Raw genomic sequence first — 16393 nt, 5'->3', positions numbered from 1 at the left:
CATGTTGATCCGTCGTCGTGCGGCCCTGATGGGTCTTGCCACAAGCTGGGCGCTGGGGCGTGCCTCGCTGGCCGTGGCAGCCCCGTCGAGCCATGAAGAGGACCCACGCCTTGTTGTCATTATCATGCGCGGGGCGCTTGATGGCATGTCCGCCGTCACCCCCTATGGCGACCCAAGCCTTGCCGCCCATCGCCGCGCGCTCATCCTGCCCGAGCCGGGAACTGCTGGAGGCATGCTCGATATGGGTGGTTTCTACGGACTGCATCCGGCACTGCAGAACATGCATGCGCTTTATGCGGCTGGTCAGTTGCTGCCGGTGCACGCGGTAGCGGGCAATTATCGCAGCCGTTCGCACTTCGAGGCACAGGATTGCCTTGAAAGTGGCGCGGATGCCCGCATGGATAGCGGCTGGCTCAACCGCGCCGTATCGCTTATGTCCCAGCGCGATGCGGGGCCGGATGGCTATGGCCTGGCGATGGGGCTGACCGTGCCGCTGCTACTGCGTGGCCCGGCCCGTGTGGGTAGCTACGCGCCTGCAGCCAGCCATCACCCCGACCCGGATCTGTACCGCCAGATCGCAGCCCTTAACGCGGATGATCCGGTCACCGGGCCTGCCCTGCGCAATGCCCTGCAGGCGCGTGGCTTCTCCGATACTGTAATGGAAAGCAGCAGGGCTGCGGTATCTTCCCCGCGCAAGGGCAGTCGGCCCGATGCGTTCGTGACCCTTTCAACCGCAGCAGGCCGCATGCTGGCCAGCCGCCGCGGCCCGCGCATCGCAGCCCTCGAAATTGGCGGGTGGGATACCCATGCACGGCAGATTGACCGCCTGGGCCGGCCATTGACGCAACTCGACCGGGGGGTCGCCGCCCTGCGCGATGGCCTTGGCCCAGCCTGGTCGCGCACGGTAGTACTGGCCCTGACCGAATTCGGCCGCACGGTGCGGATCAACGGCACTGGCGGCACGGATCATGGCACGGGCACGGTCGCCTTTGTTGCAGGCGGCCCTGTGGCAGGGGGACGGGTGGCTGGCACATGGCCGGGCCTGCGCCCTGGCCAGTTGTTTGAAAATCGTGATCTTGCTCCCACAACCGACCTGCGCTGTGTTGCGGCAGGACTGCTGTGCGATCACCTGCGGCTGAAGCCTGCGGCCATGGCCACGGTCTTCCCCGGTGCGGCGGCAAGCCCGATGCAGGGGTTGATCCGTCAGGCATGAAAAGCGGGAAATTTCTTATGTTGAGCGCTCACGCTTCATGCCGCGCCCAGATGGCCTCGATCTGGCTGCAATCCCCCATCGCGGCATGGGCTTCGTACACTGTATCGTAAAAAGCCACCGGAAGCTCGCCATCGAGCGCATACAGCACGGCGTTGACTGACCGGGCTTTGCTGAACCATGCCATGGCCTGTGTATCGTAGCCATCAGCATGCTCCTGCGCGTCGAAGCAGGCATTATCCAGAAATTCGATAACGGATCCTATGACATCCCTGTCGAGGCATGGATCGGTTTTGCCCGTTGCCAGCCAGGACCGCACGCCTGCATCAAGATACGGTTCGGCGTGGTTGACATGACAGAACTATGCCGCCACAGCGCGGGCGATGGCGCCACGTTGCGCCGGGGTGCTGCACAGGCAGGCCAGTCAGGCCCGATGGGCCGCCCCCATGGCCGGATCGATTTCCTTATGCGCTTTATACACAACACCAGTTTATTTCATTTTAACTTCATTCAATATTCTAGAAAAATTCATATCTTGATAAAATACAGTTCGTCAGGTTCGGACCAGTCGCCATTCAACGGATCGAATACCTTCATCGCAATTCATCTTTATTCCGTGCATATACGCAAGCTAACACGACATGCGCGACCGATCCGCCTGAAGGGCGTTTTCAGGCCCTCATAAAGCGCTGTTACACTTTGAAAAGGGCATATTCCGCATTGCAAATGCTCTTGTCTCGCTATTGCAGGGCAGGGGGTGTAGAAACAGGCCTTCATCCTGATGGAAGATTTCTATGACGACCGTGTGCCGGACTATCGCCATTTCACCACAGCAGGATCCTCCCGTTCCCATGCGCTCCACCCCCAATCGGGGAGGCCGCCGTGATCATGCGAAGGAGGCACGCCAAAGGATTTCATCATGATGGCCGATACCTGCAAGGTCCTGATGATCTTCCCGCTTTTCAATGCCAATTCATTCTGGAACTACAAGGAAGCCTGCGATCTCGCGGGCGCGCGCTATCCGGCGGCCCCACTCGGCCTGGTCACGGTCGCGGCCCTGCTGCCTCAAAACTGGGAAATACGGCTGGTCAACCGTAATACCGAAAACCTGACCGATGCCGATCTGGATTGGGCCGACATGGTCATGACCGGCGGCATGCTGCCGCAGCGCAATGACGCGCTGCACATTATCGAGACCTGCCGTGCACGCGGCAAGCCGGTGGTGGTTGGCGGCCCCGATGTCACCTCAAGCCCACCGCTTTACAGCGCCGCCAATTTTCAGGTTCTGGGCGAGGCCGAGGAGATCATGAACGATTTCGTCGCGGCCTGGCGCAGCGGTGCGCGGCAGGGCGTGTTTGAAGCGCCAATGGGCAAGACGGATGTTACCAAAAGTCCGCTACCGCGCTTTGATCTGCTCAAGCTTGACCAGTACCTGCATGTGGGCATCCAGTTTTCACGCGGGTGTCCGTTCAGTTGCGAGTTCTGTGATATTATCGAACTCTATGGCCGGGTGCCGCGCACCAAGACCAACGAACAGGTCACGGCTGAACTTGATGCCCTTTACGCCCTTGGCTACCGGGGGCATGTCGATTTTGTTGATGACAACCTGATTGGCAATAAAAAGGCGCTCAAGAAATTTCTGCCCGACCTGAAACGCTGGCAGGAGGAAAAGAAATTTCCCTTCGAATTTTCAACCGAGGCCTCCATAAACCTCGCTGATGACGCCGACCTGCTGCGCAGCCTGGCGGATACGAATTTCTTCGCCGTGTTCGTGGGCATCGAAAGCCCGGATACGGACTCGCTGGTGCTGATGCAGAAAAAGCAGAACACACGGCGCAGCCTGCAACAAAGCATCGACACGATCCATAAGGCCGGGATTTTCGTCAATGCAGGCTTCATTGTAGGGTTTGATAGCGAGAAGGGGAGCGTCGCCCCGGGCATGATCGAATGTATCGAGGATACCTCGATCCCGGTCTGCATGGTCGGCCTGCTTTACGCGCTGCCCACAACGCAGTTGACGCGCCGCCTGCTGGCCGAAGGGCGACTGTTTTCGGGCAGTGAACAGACCCAGTCGGGCGATCAGTGCACCGCAGGCCTCAATTTCGAGACCAAACGGCCACGCCGCGACGTGCTGAGCGATTACAGGACGGTGCTCAAAACGATTTATGATCCGATCGCCTATTTTGGCCGCGTGCGCAGGCTTGGGCGCATGCTCGGGCGCAAGCGCAGCCATCGGATGATCAAGGGCGACCTGCGCAGCTTCATGCGGCTTGTGCTGCGCATTCACCGCGCGGGACCCGGCACGACCGGGCCATTCTGGCGGATGATGCTCGACTGCGCGCTGCATAACCCCAGGGCACTGCCCTATGTGGTCATGACCAGTGCGCTCTACCTGCATCTTGGCCCGTTTGCGCGGCAGGTTGTCAGCGAGATCGATGGAGAGATCGAGAATGTTGACACGGGAAGCTGGCAGGCGCCGCCGGTGCTCAAGCCCATTCCGGCTGCACTTGTGCCTGCCTGAGCAGGACACACGAAGCTTTTGGAAACTGGCGCGGTAGCGGGCAGAACCGCCAGCCGCGCCAATGTACCATCAGGCAGCCGGATCAGGCTTTGGCAGCAGCCTTGGCCGCCGCGGCTGCAGCCCGGGCCGCGTTCTTCTCTTCCTCGGTCCAGACCTTGCGCTCGCGCTGTACCTTCGGCGGCTTGACCTTCTTGACCGGGCCGCCCCCAAGCACGGGAGCGCGCATGGTGGAGTTGCGCGCGGCCTCCGAATGCCACGGGTGGTCGGCCTGCACATCAAGCGGGCGGCCAATTTCGCGCTCCACATCATGCAGCCAGGCGCGCTGCTCGGCATCGCACAGCGTTATGGCAAAGCCCGTGCGCCCCGCGCGCCCGGTGCGGCCAATGCGGTGGACATAGCTCTCGGGCAGGCTGGGCAGGTCATGGTTGAACACATGGGTGACCGTATCGACATCAATGCCGCGCGCCGCAATATCGGTTGCCACCAGAACCTGCGACTTGCCACACCGGAAGGCCTCGAGCGCGCGCTCGCGCTGCCCCTGTGACTTGTTGCCGTGCAGGGCCTCGGCCGTAATGCCCGCCTCGGTAATGAAGGCGCAGACTTCGTTGGCGATGTTCTTCTGCAGGGTAAAGACCACGGCCTGCCCCATGCCCGGCGTGCGCAGCAGTTCGAGCAGGGCTGTCTTCTTGTCAGCCGCATCGACAAACATGACCGACTGCTCGATCCGCTCCACGGTGGTGGAGGGCGGCGTAATCTCGACCCGTGCCGGATCGCGCAGCAGGCTCTCGGCCAGTGCCGTAATGGATTTGGGCATGGTGGCCGAAAACAGCACGGTCTGCCGGGCTGCGGGCAGGGTCGCGACAATACGCTCGATGGGCTTGGCAAAGCCCATGTCGAGCATCTGGTCGGCCTCATCAAGCACCAGGGCCTCAAGCTGCGACAGGTCGCACGCGCCCTGCGTAATCAGGTCCAGCAACCGCCCTGGCGTGGCTACGATAATGTCCACCCCCTCCTTGAGCGCATTGATCTGGTGAAACGGGCTGACACCGCCGAAAATTGTTGTGATGCCGGGCTTGAGATACCGCCCGAAACCCGTGAAGCCATCGGCGATCTGCGACACCAGTTCACGCGTGGGGGCCAGCACCAGCACGCGCGCGCCACCCTTGGGGGCCGGGCGGGGGTTCCGGGCCAGACGATGGAGCAGCGGCAGCGCAAACGAGGCCGTCTTGCCCGTGCCGGTCTGGGCCATGCCCAGCAGGTCGCGGCCTGCGAGCAGCATCGGGATGGAGCCGGCCTGAATCGGGGTAGGGGTGGCGTAGCCTTCCTCGGCCAGTGCGCTCAGGAGTTCTGGCGCCAGGGCAAGATCGGCAAAAGTCATGGACATGGTCAAGCAGCGCCTCCGGCGCTTTGTAAAGGCTACGCCTGTTCGGGCTTCGCTGGTGCGGGAGGGCGGACTATTACGGGGGGCACCGTGCCACGTCAACGCAGCGCGGCAGGCCTTGTCCGTGCGCCACAGGCTGCATGCGGTGAGAAGGGCCTGACGACGCCGATCGCCCCCAATTTTCAGGATATATTTGACAAGCGTAAAAACGGCTCCCCCGTAAAACCAGCCTGCCGGGTCGAGGCTGGCGGCCACCATGATCGACCTGCGTGGCGATAAATGGATATGGTGGCCCCATTGAGGCTTCAGTCCCGGCCCGAACCGGGTCATGCCCATTACGGCGTGAAGGCAGCTTCATGGCCTGACGGGCAGGGACTGGTGCTGCTGGCCTGCAAGGCGCAGGATGTGGTAGGCTCAAAGCTGTCACGCCACGCCTGCAAGGATCGGGAAACATGTCCATGCGCAACGCATTTTATGCCATCGCCTGCCTGACTCTCGCCGCGCCAGCCATGGCGGCGCCCCCCGTTGACCAGCCCCTGCACGATGCGGTGACAGCCGCCACCCGCGACCCCGATCTGGTCAGGCGTGATAGCGCCCGCCACCCTTACGAACTGCTGTCCTTTTACGGCGTCACGCCACAGGCCACGGTTGTCGAGATCTGGCCTGGCAGTGGCTACTGGACCGAAATCCTCGCCCCGCTGCTGCGCGCCCATGGCACCTATTACGCCGCCATGGGCGTTGCTGATGGCACGAAGGTTGAACGTGAATACGCGCATTGGCCAGCCGCCATGCAGGCGAAGATCGACGCGCATCCAGCGCTTTATGACCAGATCCATTACACCCAGTTCGGGCACGATCACCCTGACCTCGCACCGGCAGGCAGCGCGGATGTGATCCTGACTTTCCGTAATGTGCATAACTGGATGAAGGATAACGATGCGCCCGCGATGCTCGCGGCGGTGCACAAGGCGCTCAGGCCCGGCGGCATCTTTGGCGTGGAAGATCATCGCGCCCGCCCGACCAGCCCGCAGGACCCAGCGGCCAGAAGTGGCTACGTGCGCCAGGATTACGCGATTGCGCTCATTGAACGGGCAGGGTTCAAACTCGTTGGCACGTCAGAAGTCGCGGCCAACCCCAGGGATACGACCGACTGGCCTAAGGGCGTGTGGACGCTGCCCCCCACTTACGCGCTCGGTGCTGTCGATCATGCCAAATATCAGGCGATTGGCGAGGGCGATAATTTTGAGTTGAAGTTCCAGAAAGTCGATTAACAATACGGCTGCAACACGTTGACAGAAGTTTTTGAGTGCTGCCTTTTTTAAAAAAAGCTGCACCAAAAAACTTGGCGCTGCCATACCTATTATCTGCCAGAAAGCCTGCCTGCCAGAGTGTCAAATGCCGGTTGATAGATCAGGGTCGGCATGCGCGCCTGCATGGCGGCGGCGTGATCCGGATTGGCCTCAAACCGTCCTTTCCAGCGGATGAACGTGCGGTCGCCGTCTGTTACAGGCAACAGCATGATGGTGGACTGATAGTTCCAGATCGGCAGTGCCGACTCAATGATCGAAAATGTCACCGCATGATCCGTATCGGACAGGGCGAGCAACTGTTCGCGGATCAGACCGACATCGCCCATCTCGAGCCGCCGGATGGCACCGACACGATCGCCCGGATCACCTCCTTCGATCTGGCAGCTTTTCACGCCGGGCAGCCATCGCCCGATGGCCCCGAAATCCCGGACAAACGGCCATACGGCTGCAATGGGTGCATCAAGAACAGCGCTGGCCATGACGTCTATCATCGTATTCTCCCTGATCGCTGCAAACGTGCATTAAAGCGACTGGCCGCCAGTCACTTCAATCCGCTGGCCGTTCACCCAATGCATGCTGTCGGACAGAAGGGATGCGACGGCGGCACCGATGTCATCAGGCTGCCCGACACGCCCAAGCGGCGTGATCTCGGCCAGGCTCGCGTTCACCCCGGCGTTGTCACGCACCAGCCCGCCACCAAAATCGGAGGCAATGGCGCCGGGGGCCACCGCATTGACGGTAATGCGGCGTGCGCCAAGTTCCTTTGCCATGTAGAGGGAAATCACCTCGGTAGCCCCCTTCATGGCCGAATAGGGACCATGGTCCGGAAGGTAAAAGCGCGTGGCTGCCGAGGTGATGTTAAGAATACGACCGCCATCATGAATCAGCGGCAGAAGTGCCACGGTCAGCAGATACGGCCCCTTGAAATGAATGTTGTACTGATTGTCGAGCTGTTCGGGTGTTGCCGCATCAAAACGAGTGTGAATGATGTTGCCTGCATTCTGCACAATGTATTTCAACGCAGACCCGGCAAACTCTCCATCCAGAAGCTTTCTGACCTGCGCCGTAAATGCCGCGAACGTGGTATGGTCTGCAATATTGAGTTGCAGCATGCGCAGCCTTGCGCTGTCGGTGCTGAGTTCTGTCTGTGCTGCCTGCGCCTCGGCTGCATTGGTGTGATAGGTGCCGATCACATCAATGCCCGCTGCAATCAGGTATTTTGCAATACTATGCCCGATCCCGCGATTGGCACCCGTGACAAGGGCTGCGTATTTCTGGTTCATGACCGGTGTCCTTTGATCGCGCCTGCATGAAGCGGGCTTGTGGAATGATCTGGCCGTACTTAAAGATCAATCGATACATAAATAGGGCAGAGCGGCACGTCAATTATTTATGGATCAATTGATACAGATAAATCGGCAGAGCCGTTTATTGATGGTAAGCACCGCGACCGGGCTTTGGCGCAAGACTGTCCCAGACCTGCATGAGCGTCGTGATCGCCGCATCAAGTCTGTCTGCTCCGTCGCCATCCCTGGCTTCACAGGCCATGCCGTGCAGAAAGGTTGCAAACAGGGCAGGCAGGGTCTCGGTCACGGGTGAGGGGATCAGTCCGCCCTCCGCCACGGCCCGCTCCACGCAGGCCATGATACCCTCGCGGCTGCGCGCCCGCTCGGTAGCGAGGAGGGCCTGCACGGGCTGGTTTTCAGGCGAGCAGTTGCTCGCGCCGAGCACGATCAGGCAGCCGGTGGGGTGCGCGCTGGTCGTCTGCATGCGGGCGGAACGGCGCAGGGTCTGTTCAATGGCATCACGCGGGGCGAGCGTTTCATCCCATAGCGGCGCCATGACCTGACCGTAAGTTTCCAGATAACGCTGCACGACTTCGCGGAACAGCGCTTCCTTCGACCCGAATGCCGCGTAGAAGCTTGCAGGCGAGATATTGCCCATGCAGGCCTTGAGCTGGTTCAGCGAAGTCGGTTCATAACCCTGCGCCCAGAACAGCGTCAGCGCGGCATCGAGCGCCTTGTCCCGATCAAATGCGCGGGGCCGTCCTGTCCGGGCCATATCGTGTCTTCCTCCGCATGGATAAGATTCCATACTAATCAGTCCGGAAGTAGAAAGCCAGCATCATGCACTAAAGCCACCATCAATGGTCTGCATGGCCCCGGTAATGCCGCGCGCCGTGGAACCGGCAAGGAACGAGACATAGGCCGCAACGTCCTCTGCCGAACCATGTTCCTTGATGGCCATGACACTGTGCATGAGATCGGCCTGCGGGCCATTGGCCGGATTCATATCCGTATCCGTCGGCCCAGGCTGAATGACATTGACCGTGATGTGGCGATCCCCAAAATCTCGCGCCAACCCCCGCACCATGCTCTGCAGGGCGGATTTTGTCATGCTGTAGGCCGCCAGTCCCTTAAAGGGCACCCGATTGGCATTTGTGGAGCCGATCAGGATGATCCGGCCCCCATCGGGCATGGAGCGGGCCGCTTCAACCGCGCAGTGATAGGCAGCGCGGATATTGATATCGATCATGCGATCAATGTCATCAGGGTTAAGCGTCAGCGGATCTCCGACAATGCAGATCCCGGCATTGAAGACAAAAATGTCGATCGGCCCAGCATCGCGCGTGGCGGCAAGGATTGCAGAGCGGTCGGTTGCATCAGCCCGAATGGCTTCCGCGCCACTTACCCGGGCAAGGTCTTCAGCCTTCGCGCGGGAACCGGCCCATGTGAACCGCACCGATGCGCCTTCGCTCGCCAGACGTTTGACGATGGCAGCCCCGATCCCCCGGCTACCGCCGATGATGAGGGCCTTTTTTCCTGAAAAAACCGCCATATCATATTCCTCCCTTTTCTGTATCGATCACTACAGAACGGGAGGGCATCACCATGCAAGCGAATTCCGTATCGAAGTTCATCGCGTATTTCCGCTCCGCGCGACGCAAGGGCGACCGTGCGCTGATCAATCTGCGGCTGTTTCGCGTACCCGCCTTTTCGGCATCCGCCATGACCATGTTCCTGTGCTGGTCTGGCTCATTCATGCCTGCGGCGCGCCGCCTGACCGCACGGACTGTTTATGCTCCCGCTGGGGCTGGGCATGATGTGCACCTTCCCCCTCATGGGGCGCCTGACCGACCGCTGCGGCTTCCATTGGCGCTATCGGGAAAAACACTGTCGTCTCAACGCGCGTAAGTGAGGCGCATCCGCTCCGTATCAGCACCATACGGGCTGATCGCGTATTCCCTGTTGCAAGCCTTTATGGAAACATCCGGTCCAATTAACCTTGTAACCAGTTCTTACTTGTTATTGGTAACCGCCCGATAGATGGTAGCTTTATGCACGCCAAAACGGGCTGCAACTTCTGAAATGGAGAGGTTCTCGTCCCGGACAAGTTTCTGTATGGTCGCAACCTGTTCAGCACTAAGCTTGGCTGGCCGCCCAAGATGGACACCCCGTTCCTTGGCCCGTTTCCTACCCGTTTCCGTGAGGTTCCGGCTCAATGCGCGTTCAAATTCAGCAATACCGGCAAAAACACCAAGAATCATTTTCCCATAGGGAACGGTGGTATCGGCCCAGGGTTCACAAAGGGAACGCAGCCCTGCCCCTTTTTCACGCAGTCGATCAGCCACCTCCAGCAGGTGGGGCGTTGACCAGGCGAGACGGTCCAGAGAATAGACCACCAAAGTATCGTCAGAAGAAAGTTCCGTCAGGACATCGGCCAGAATGGGCCAGTCCCGGCTCATTGTAGGAACTTTTTCCTCATATATTTTTTTACAACCCGCCTTTCGGAGCGCTTCTACCTGATTGAGAAGCATCGCTTCTTCCGTATTTTCGCGCGCGTACCCGATCAGCATCATATTATTCGTTTATATTGGCACATCAGTCTTATTTTATAGACGATTGCGCGAACGCATAGCCAGCATTTTTTTTGTTTCCAAATGACGGGTCTTATGCAACAATAAATTCCGTTACGTCCTCATCACTTTCACCATCATGCGGTTTCACATCAAGCAGAACGGCCACGCCACAAATATTTCATATTTTGGCCCAATAGCCAGCGGTCAGAAAACCCGAAACTTTCTTGCTGGTGCGAGTATTTTTGAGACAGGCGATACATATGAAGATGGCAACGGACAATGGCTGCTCTCTTGTGGTCCGTACGGATGAGACCTCGGTCAGGAACGGCTTTTTCAACTGGAACAACGTGATCGAGGTTGTAAACAGATCACTTCCCCTTTCACGCAGGTCGGATCTGTCTTCCTACCGCTTCGTCATAGGGACACAGGCCTGGGTCCGCACGAACCTGATCGATCTGGCCCGGTGGAGCAGTTGGGAATACGTTCTGCAGGGGGGAACGCTGGAAATCGACAGCTTTGGCCCCTTTCAGGTTCTGTGGCTGCACCTGATTATTGATCCGGCGGGGGGAGAAGTCATTTTCGGACCCAAGCATTCCGAAGCCGGCCTTATCCTGATCGACATCACATTTGGCAGCCCGGACCGCGCCGCGCCATTCAGCCTGATATTCCGTGGCAACGAGACCCTGACGGCATCCTATGATTCCGATACCCGGATCACGCTGATCGGACTGCTTGCGGGATGTGGAGCGGAACAGAACTGCGCGGCATGGGCGGTCGTGCGCTGTGATGGAGACCCCTATGGGCTGTCCCGTCCTGAAAACTGGCAGCAGGGAGAAGGGGCAAGCAAGTCCCCGCTTTTTCTCAAACGCTACCGGACACAGACCCCTGAAAACGGCGTCGTTATTCATTTACCCACCAGAACACAACAGACAGGCAGACCAGACTAATGGGCGAACGACAGACCTATCCCATTCCGGACAAACTGCTGGAAAGCATTGATGCGGGTATCCTGCTTGTCAGCAATGATAATACAATCATCTTCGCCAATGATAACGCGGCTCATATCTGGGGTGGCTCCACGACGGAACTGTCTGGCCGGAAACTCGATATTCTCTTTCCGACCGGAACAGACATCCTGCCCTGTACCTTTGGCGAAAACCTGACACATGCCGCGCTGTGTCCATCCGGCGTGTCCGGGGGCAGGGTCTGTCGTTCCACTACGGAAAACCATCCCCATCTGACCCTGCTACGACATGACGGCACGGCGTTTTTTGCCGAGATGTCCGTGGCACGGATCGAGGGAGCAGGGCAACAGGTGTTTGTCATTTCCCTGCGCGACGTGACACGGGAACTGTCCCGACGTGAACAGGACCTGCAGTACGCCAGCATCGTGCAGCGCAATGCATGCGGTATCCTGATACTGGACAGCCAGTGCCGTATTACCTACGCCAATGCGGCGGCAGCCCGGTTTTCGGGCATCGATGCCGAAGGTATGGAAGGGACTGACTTCTCGGCTTTTCTGTCCGGGCAGCAGGGTGATCTTGCAACATTGCAGGCGTTCCGCCGTCGCCTGCAGCGCTGTCGACCCTTTGAACTGGAAATCCATTCCCGCACCGACACGGGCCAGGACATCTGGCTTCTGGCAACCGTAACGCCCATATGCAGCCCTTATGAGGAACTGCATGAAGTGATCGTGGTGCTCAATGACATTACGGGCAGCGAGCAGATAAAGACGCTGCAGAAGGATATGATGGGGGCACTGACCAGCAACCTGTCCTTCAACGAAATCCTCGCCTTAATGTGCCGCCAGATTGAACGTATCGCCCCCGATGTCGCAACACAGATCGTGGTTGTGGATGATGAACAGCGCATGCACCCCGTAGCGCGCGCACGGCTGCCCGCACAGATTGCCGAAGCTTGTGCAGACCTGCGGATAGGCCCCGAGGTCGGGTCATGCGGCACGGCGCTGTTCACCGGCAGGGAAGTGGTTACGCCAGACATTGAAGCCGATCCGAAATGGAAGGGTTTCTGGCAGGTTGTCGTCCCGCATGGCCTCATGGCTTGCTGGTCGGTGCCGATCCTGCTGCGGGATGGCCGGGTAGCGGGCAGTCTGGCTTTTTATTTCCGTGCCAAGCGCGCACCGGGCAGATGGCACCGGCGGATTGCCGATGCCTGCCTGCACCTGTGCGCGCTTGCCATCGAACAACAGCGTGCGCGTGAGGATATCGCGCGGCTTACGCAGTATGACACACTGACGGGCCTCCCCAACCGGACCGGGCTGTGGCACGGTATCAGACAGAGGATGGCACGCGCACGGCATGAAAACCTGCTGGCCCTGATCATCAACCTTGATCGGTTCCGGACCATCAATAACGGGTTGGGGCGCCCGGCGGGTGATAGGCTGCTGGCGACGCTGGCCAGGCGGCTATCCGGTCTCATTTCCAGTGATGACCGGCTGGCCCGCAGCGGGGCGGACGAATTCACCCTGGTCACGACCGGTGGTGTGGAACGGGCCACGAGACTGGCCGATGCCATCATGAAAACCGTGGCGGAGCCGGTCGTGATTGACGATGTTCCGGTTACCATAACAACCAGTATCGGCATCGCGGATAATAATGGTGGCCTGCCGGAGGCGGAAATGCTTATGCAACAGGCCGAAACGGCCCTGTCTCAGGCAAAAAATACGGGCCGCAACTGCTACCGTTTTTTCAGCGAGGAAATGAACCGGCAGGCAGAAGACCAGATCCTGCTGACCAACGCGCTGAAGGAGGCGATCAGGACTGACCAACTCCATCAGGTCTACCAACCGCAGATCCATGCTACGACCGGCAGGCTGGAAGGGGTGGAAGCCCTAGCCCGATGGACCGATCCGGTCCTGGGCATAATCTCACCGGGCCGTTTCATCCCTCTGGCGGAAGAAACCGGGCAGATCGAGGCAATCGGGCTGTGGTCGCTGCGGGCGGCCTGTCGGCAGATGGCCCTATGGATGCAGGCAGGGGTGGAGGTTCCGGTTGTGTCGGTTAACATATCCGCGCTGCATTTCAGGAATCCCGATCTGCCACGCCTGATTGACGGGATCCTGCGTGAAAGCGGTATTCCGCCCCAGCGCCTGACCATCGAACTTACGGAAAGTGCGATGATGGAAGATCACGAGCAGACCCTCATCGCCACGCAGGCGATCCGGGCGATGGGCATCGGGCTCTCCATGGATGACTTCGGAACCGGTTTTTCCAGCCTGTCGAACCTTGCAAACCTGCCGCTTAACGAACTCAAGATTGACCGCAGCTTCATGGATGGCTTTGAACCGACGGGCAAGGTTCACTCTGTGATCACGGCCATCATCCGTATCGGGCGGAGCCTGGGCATGACCGTAGTGGCGGAAGGGGTGGAAACGCAGGCGCAGCTTGACCTGCTCCGTCAGATCAACTGCGACGTGATACAGGGATATTTCTTTTCCAGGCCCCTGGATGTGCAGGATCTTGAAGCATGGCTGAATGCGCGCCCCGATACCGGGTGCTCACGGCCCGACAGCCAGCATGATGCTGCATGAGAGGGACATGAATAGCGGCGTGACGAAGGGGAGATGCCCCCAGATTAACAGTTCTTTACAATAAAAGCCTTCTTATCGGATTTGGAGCTTTATCTGTTGCAGGACCGGACATGACACGTGCGCACCGCAATCAAAATTTCCCTGCAGGCGAAGATGCTGCCCTGTGGCAGCAACTGTGCAGACAGCCTGCCGCGGATGATCCCGTTACGCAGATGCTTGTGGCAAGTGGCCTGCCCGTACTCCATGGCATTACCCTGCCACATGGAACAGATGAATGTGTGGAGATTGATCACATATTTGCCAGCGCGGACGGGTTACATACCTTACATACGAAGCATTACATCGCGTGGATCAATGCGCCTTCTTCCGAAAAAGAAATCCGATCGCAGGGCGGGGCGGGAAATTTTGCCTGTAATGATGACTTCCTGCGCAGTTTCTTGAAACTGGCAGAAACTGTCAGCACCACGATAAATGACCCATCATTAAAAAAAGAGGAGAAACCCGTTCCCGTAACAGGCCACTTCCTGCTCCCTTACAAGGTGCCGCTAGTGGCTCCCCTGAGAAATCATGTCCTTCTCATCCAGGATCTGGAAAGCATATTGCACACCCTATCCAATAAAGGAGCCATTCCATCCAGATACGGTGAAGCATGGTGCCATATTGCAACCACTCATCATAGACACAGGACCGTATCCTTACAGATACAACAGCAAGGTCCTGCATGATTGTTTAGGACTTTGACAGAGCAGTTTCTTATAAACATTGCGGCACCTCGCAAGATATGCCCGTCGCCCTGCAATGCCAGAAAGAATATCGTTAGGATAGCAGATGTCGTACGTACCCTTGTTAAAAGAAATGCACCGGTCCGATACCTCCCTTCTAAGTAAACTTGCACAGGAGTTTACGACGGCCAGGCCATTTCCGCATCTGGTCATAGATGGAATGTTCAGTCATGCCCTGCTGAACGAAGCGTTGCAGGCCTTTAATCTTGATCATGTAAATAATATAAATGTGTTCCAGAATCAGCTTCAGTCAAAGCGTTCGACCAGCACAAAATCCGTCATGCCTGCAGCAATACAACAGTATTTTGATATCGTGAATAGCGCGCCATTCCTGCGGCTACTGACCAGACTGACAGGAATCACGAATCTGCTTCCTGATCCGTATTTTTATGGGGGCGGCATGCACGAAGTCGCGGGGGAGGGACATTTTCAGGTCCATACCGATTTTCGTCATCACCCCCATACATATCTGGAAAATCGACTGGTTTTACTGACTTATCTCAATCATGACTGGAAGCCGGAATATGGCGGCCTGCTGGAACTGTGGCAAAAAAATCCACCCCAGCCTGTCAGGAAAATTGTTCCCCGGTTCGGGCGCAGTGTGCTCATGCTCCAGTCACCTGATTCATGGCATGGACATCCTCAGGCCACGCAAGCAGGGCACGTGCGGCGCACGCTCATTACATATTTTTACACGGCACCAAAAATAAAAACCAGTAGAGCCGCACAAAACACAACTTACTTATCGAACAACAGACAATCGACCATGCAGATAGCAGAAATATTCATACGAAACATAATGCCGCATTTTATTATTGATACGGCAAGATGGGTACGACATAGAAAACATAAGCAAAACTTCAAATAAGATTCCAATTTTTCTTGAGAGCCATATCTTACAAATTATCGTTAAGCCTGTGGTCTTGAGGTGTCCGCAGCCAAACGGCTGAAGGCGCTGGAAGGCCTCATATCCAATCACAAGAAGCTGTTCCGCCTTTATCAGGAAGAGGGCCTGAAAGCCCGTCATCGGAGAGGCCGAAAGCGCGCACTGGGGACGCGTTCTCCCATGACCATCTTCAAGAACCCGGGCAGCGCTGGAGCCTGGATTTTGTCTCGGATACCCTGATCTGTGGTCGCCGGTTCCGCATTCTGGCTGTTATCGACGATTTCAGTCGCAAGAACTTGGCATTGGTTGCCGATACATCGCTGTCAGGCAGACGTGTGGCGCGAGAACTGACGGCTCTGGTGGAGCGATATGGCAAACCCCTCATGATTGTCAGCGACAACGGAACGGTGTTCACGCCCCATGCCATCCTGAAACGGGCCGACGAGATGCAGATCGAATGGCATTATATCGCCCCAAGGAAGCCGCAGCAGAACGGTTTTGTCGAAAGCTTCAATGGTCGGTTCAGGGATGAATGTCTCAACGAAACGCTGTTCACGTCCCTGACGCATGCCCGCCAGATTCTGGCTGACTGGCGGGAATGCTACAATTCGGTGCGCCCACATTCCCAACTGGATGGCAGGACACCGGATCAGATCGCCAGACAAGGGTCTCGGGGGCATGCTTCCGAGACCCCTGTCATTCCATCAACCTCAAGCCATAAAAAACGGGAACTCTCCTTTTGAGTAGATACAAAAAAGGAGGCACGTCAAAAATCATCGCTTCGTCAGTCCAAATCTTCGGACAGGACATTATCGCTATGGATTGGCGTGGATTACCGGTAGGGGACACCCAACCCTAATCTGTATCGACCATTATTGCACGGATTGTATGGTA

General features: G+C 58.0%; 15 protein-coding genes and 2 pseudogenes. 10 read left to right on the top strand and 7 right to left on the bottom strand.

Annotation, left to right across the window (positions count from 1 at the left end; all coding sequences use genetic code 11):
* The first annotated feature begins 1 nt into the window (after position 1).
* Complete coding sequence (locus tag FMA36_RS13620; RefSeq protein WP_159262869.1) at positions 2–1213, top strand: DUF1501 domain-containing protein; 1212 nt, start codon at positions 2–4, stop codon at positions 1211–1213.
* 28 nt (positions 1214–1241) lie between these two features.
* On the opposite strand, the gene FMA36_RS13615 is transcribed toward FMA36_RS13620, so the two are convergent.
* A complete protein-coding gene (locus tag FMA36_RS13615) occupies positions 1242–1397 on the bottom strand; it encodes a hypothetical protein (RefSeq protein ID WP_159262868.1) in 156 nt (51 codons plus the stop codon).
* A gap of 24 nt (positions 1398–1421) precedes the next feature.
* Here FMA36_RS13615 and FMA36_RS13610 point away from each other — a divergent pair, with 24 nt between their 5' ends.
* Together FMA36_RS13610 and FMA36_RS13605 are read left to right on the top strand one after the other, a co-directional pair.
* The gene (locus FMA36_RS13610) at positions 1422–1895 is read left to right on the top strand and encodes a hypothetical protein (protein ID WP_159262867.1); all 474 of its coding nucleotides are present in this window, start codon (positions 1422–1424) and stop codon (positions 1893–1895) included.
* Between the two features lie 234 nt (positions 1896–2129).
* Positions 2130–3731, top strand: coding sequence for a DUF4070 domain-containing protein (locus FMA36_RS13605; RefSeq protein WP_475704526.1), 1602 nt, complete (start codon positions 2130–2132; stop codon positions 3729–3731).
* 82 nt (positions 3732–3813) lie between these two features.
* On the opposite strand, the gene FMA36_RS13600 is transcribed toward FMA36_RS13605, so the two are convergent.
* Complete coding sequence (locus FMA36_RS13600) at positions 3814–5115, bottom strand: DEAD/DEAH box helicase (protein WP_159262866.1); 1302 nt, start codon at positions 5113–5115, stop codon at positions 3814–3816.
* Between the two features lie 449 nt (positions 5116–5564).
* Here FMA36_RS13600 and FMA36_RS13595 point away from each other — a divergent pair, with 449 nt between their 5' ends.
* Entirely contained in the window at positions 5565–6383 is an 819-nt protein-coding gene (locus FMA36_RS13595; RefSeq protein WP_159262865.1) for a class I SAM-dependent methyltransferase, read from the top strand.
* An 89-nt stretch (positions 6384–6472) separates the two neighbouring features.
* Here the strand turns inward: FMA36_RS13595 and FMA36_RS13590 are convergent, their stop codons facing one another.
* The 4 genes from FMA36_RS13590 to bdcA form a co-directional block, all read right to left on the bottom strand.
* A complete protein-coding gene (locus FMA36_RS13590) occupies positions 6473–6913 on the bottom strand; it encodes an SRPBCC family protein (protein ID WP_159262864.1) in 441 nt (146 codons plus the stop codon).
* A 30-nt stretch (positions 6914–6943) separates the two neighbouring features.
* Positions 6944–7705, bottom strand: coding sequence for an SDR family NAD(P)-dependent oxidoreductase (locus FMA36_RS13585; RefSeq protein ID WP_159262863.1), 762 nt, complete (start codon positions 7703–7705; stop codon positions 6944–6946).
* Between the two features lie 145 nt (positions 7706–7850).
* Positions 7851–8483 carry a TetR/AcrR family transcriptional regulator gene (locus tag FMA36_RS13580; RefSeq protein WP_159262862.1) on the bottom strand — a complete coding sequence of 211 codons (633 nt, stop codon included), beginning with the start codon at positions 8481–8483 and terminating at the stop codon, positions 7851–7853.
* Positions 8484–8546: 63 nt separating this feature from the next.
* On the bottom strand, positions 8547–9260 hold the full coding sequence (gene bdcA, locus FMA36_RS13575; RefSeq protein WP_159262861.1) for an SDR family oxidoreductase: 714 nt from the start codon (positions 9258–9260) through the stop codon (positions 8547–8549).
* A gap of 65 nt (positions 9261–9325) precedes the next feature.
* On the opposite strand from bdcA, the pseudogene FMA36_RS13570 reads away from it, so the two are divergent.
* A pseudogene (locus FMA36_RS13570) lies at positions 9326–9563 on the top strand (DHA2 family efflux MFS transporter permease subunit); the annotation flags it as partial.
* Positions 9564–9720: 157 nt separating this feature from the next.
* On the opposite strand, the gene FMA36_RS13565 reads toward FMA36_RS13570, so the two are convergent.
* Complete coding sequence (locus FMA36_RS13565) at positions 9721–10281, bottom strand: recombinase family protein (RefSeq protein WP_159262860.1); 561 nt, start codon at positions 10279–10281, stop codon at positions 9721–9723.
* A gap of 260 nt (positions 10282–10541) precedes the next feature.
* Here FMA36_RS13565 and FMA36_RS13560 point away from each other — a divergent pair, with 260 nt between their 5' ends.
* From FMA36_RS13560 to FMA36_RS13540, 5 genes and pseudogenes are all read left to right on the top strand, one after another.
* Complete coding sequence (locus FMA36_RS13560) at positions 10542–11228, top strand: hypothetical protein (RefSeq protein ID WP_159262859.1); 687 nt, start codon at positions 10542–10544, stop codon at positions 11226–11228.
* Entirely contained in the window at positions 11228–13831 is a 2604-nt protein-coding gene (locus tag FMA36_RS13555) for an EAL domain-containing protein (RefSeq protein WP_159262858.1), read from the top strand. Before FMA36_RS13560 ends, FMA36_RS13555 begins: the two co-directional genes overlap by 1 nt.
* Before the next feature lie 110 nt (positions 13832–13941).
* Positions 13942–14556: a nuclease-related domain-containing protein gene (locus FMA36_RS13550; protein ID WP_159262857.1), complete on the top strand. Its 615-nt coding sequence runs from the start codon at positions 13942–13944 to the stop codon at positions 14554–14556.
* Positions 14557–14659: 103 nt separating this feature from the next.
* Complete coding sequence (locus FMA36_RS13545) at positions 14660–15481, top strand: 2OG-Fe(II) oxygenase (protein ID WP_159262856.1); 822 nt, start codon at positions 14660–14662, stop codon at positions 15479–15481.
* Positions 15482–15571: 90 nt separating this feature from the next.
* A pseudogene (locus FMA36_RS13540) lies at positions 15572–16242 on the top strand (IS3 family transposase); the annotation flags it as partial.
* Positions 16243–16393: the final 151 nt, after the last annotated feature.

This window comes from Komagataeibacter xylinus (assembly GCF_009834365.1).
Lineage (GTDB): Bacteria > Pseudomonadota > Alphaproteobacteria > Acetobacterales > Acetobacteraceae > Komagataeibacter > Komagataeibacter xylinus_D.
The sequence above is the reverse complement of the archived record's forward strand: the minus strand, read 5'-3'. Positions and strand labels throughout refer to the sequence as shown.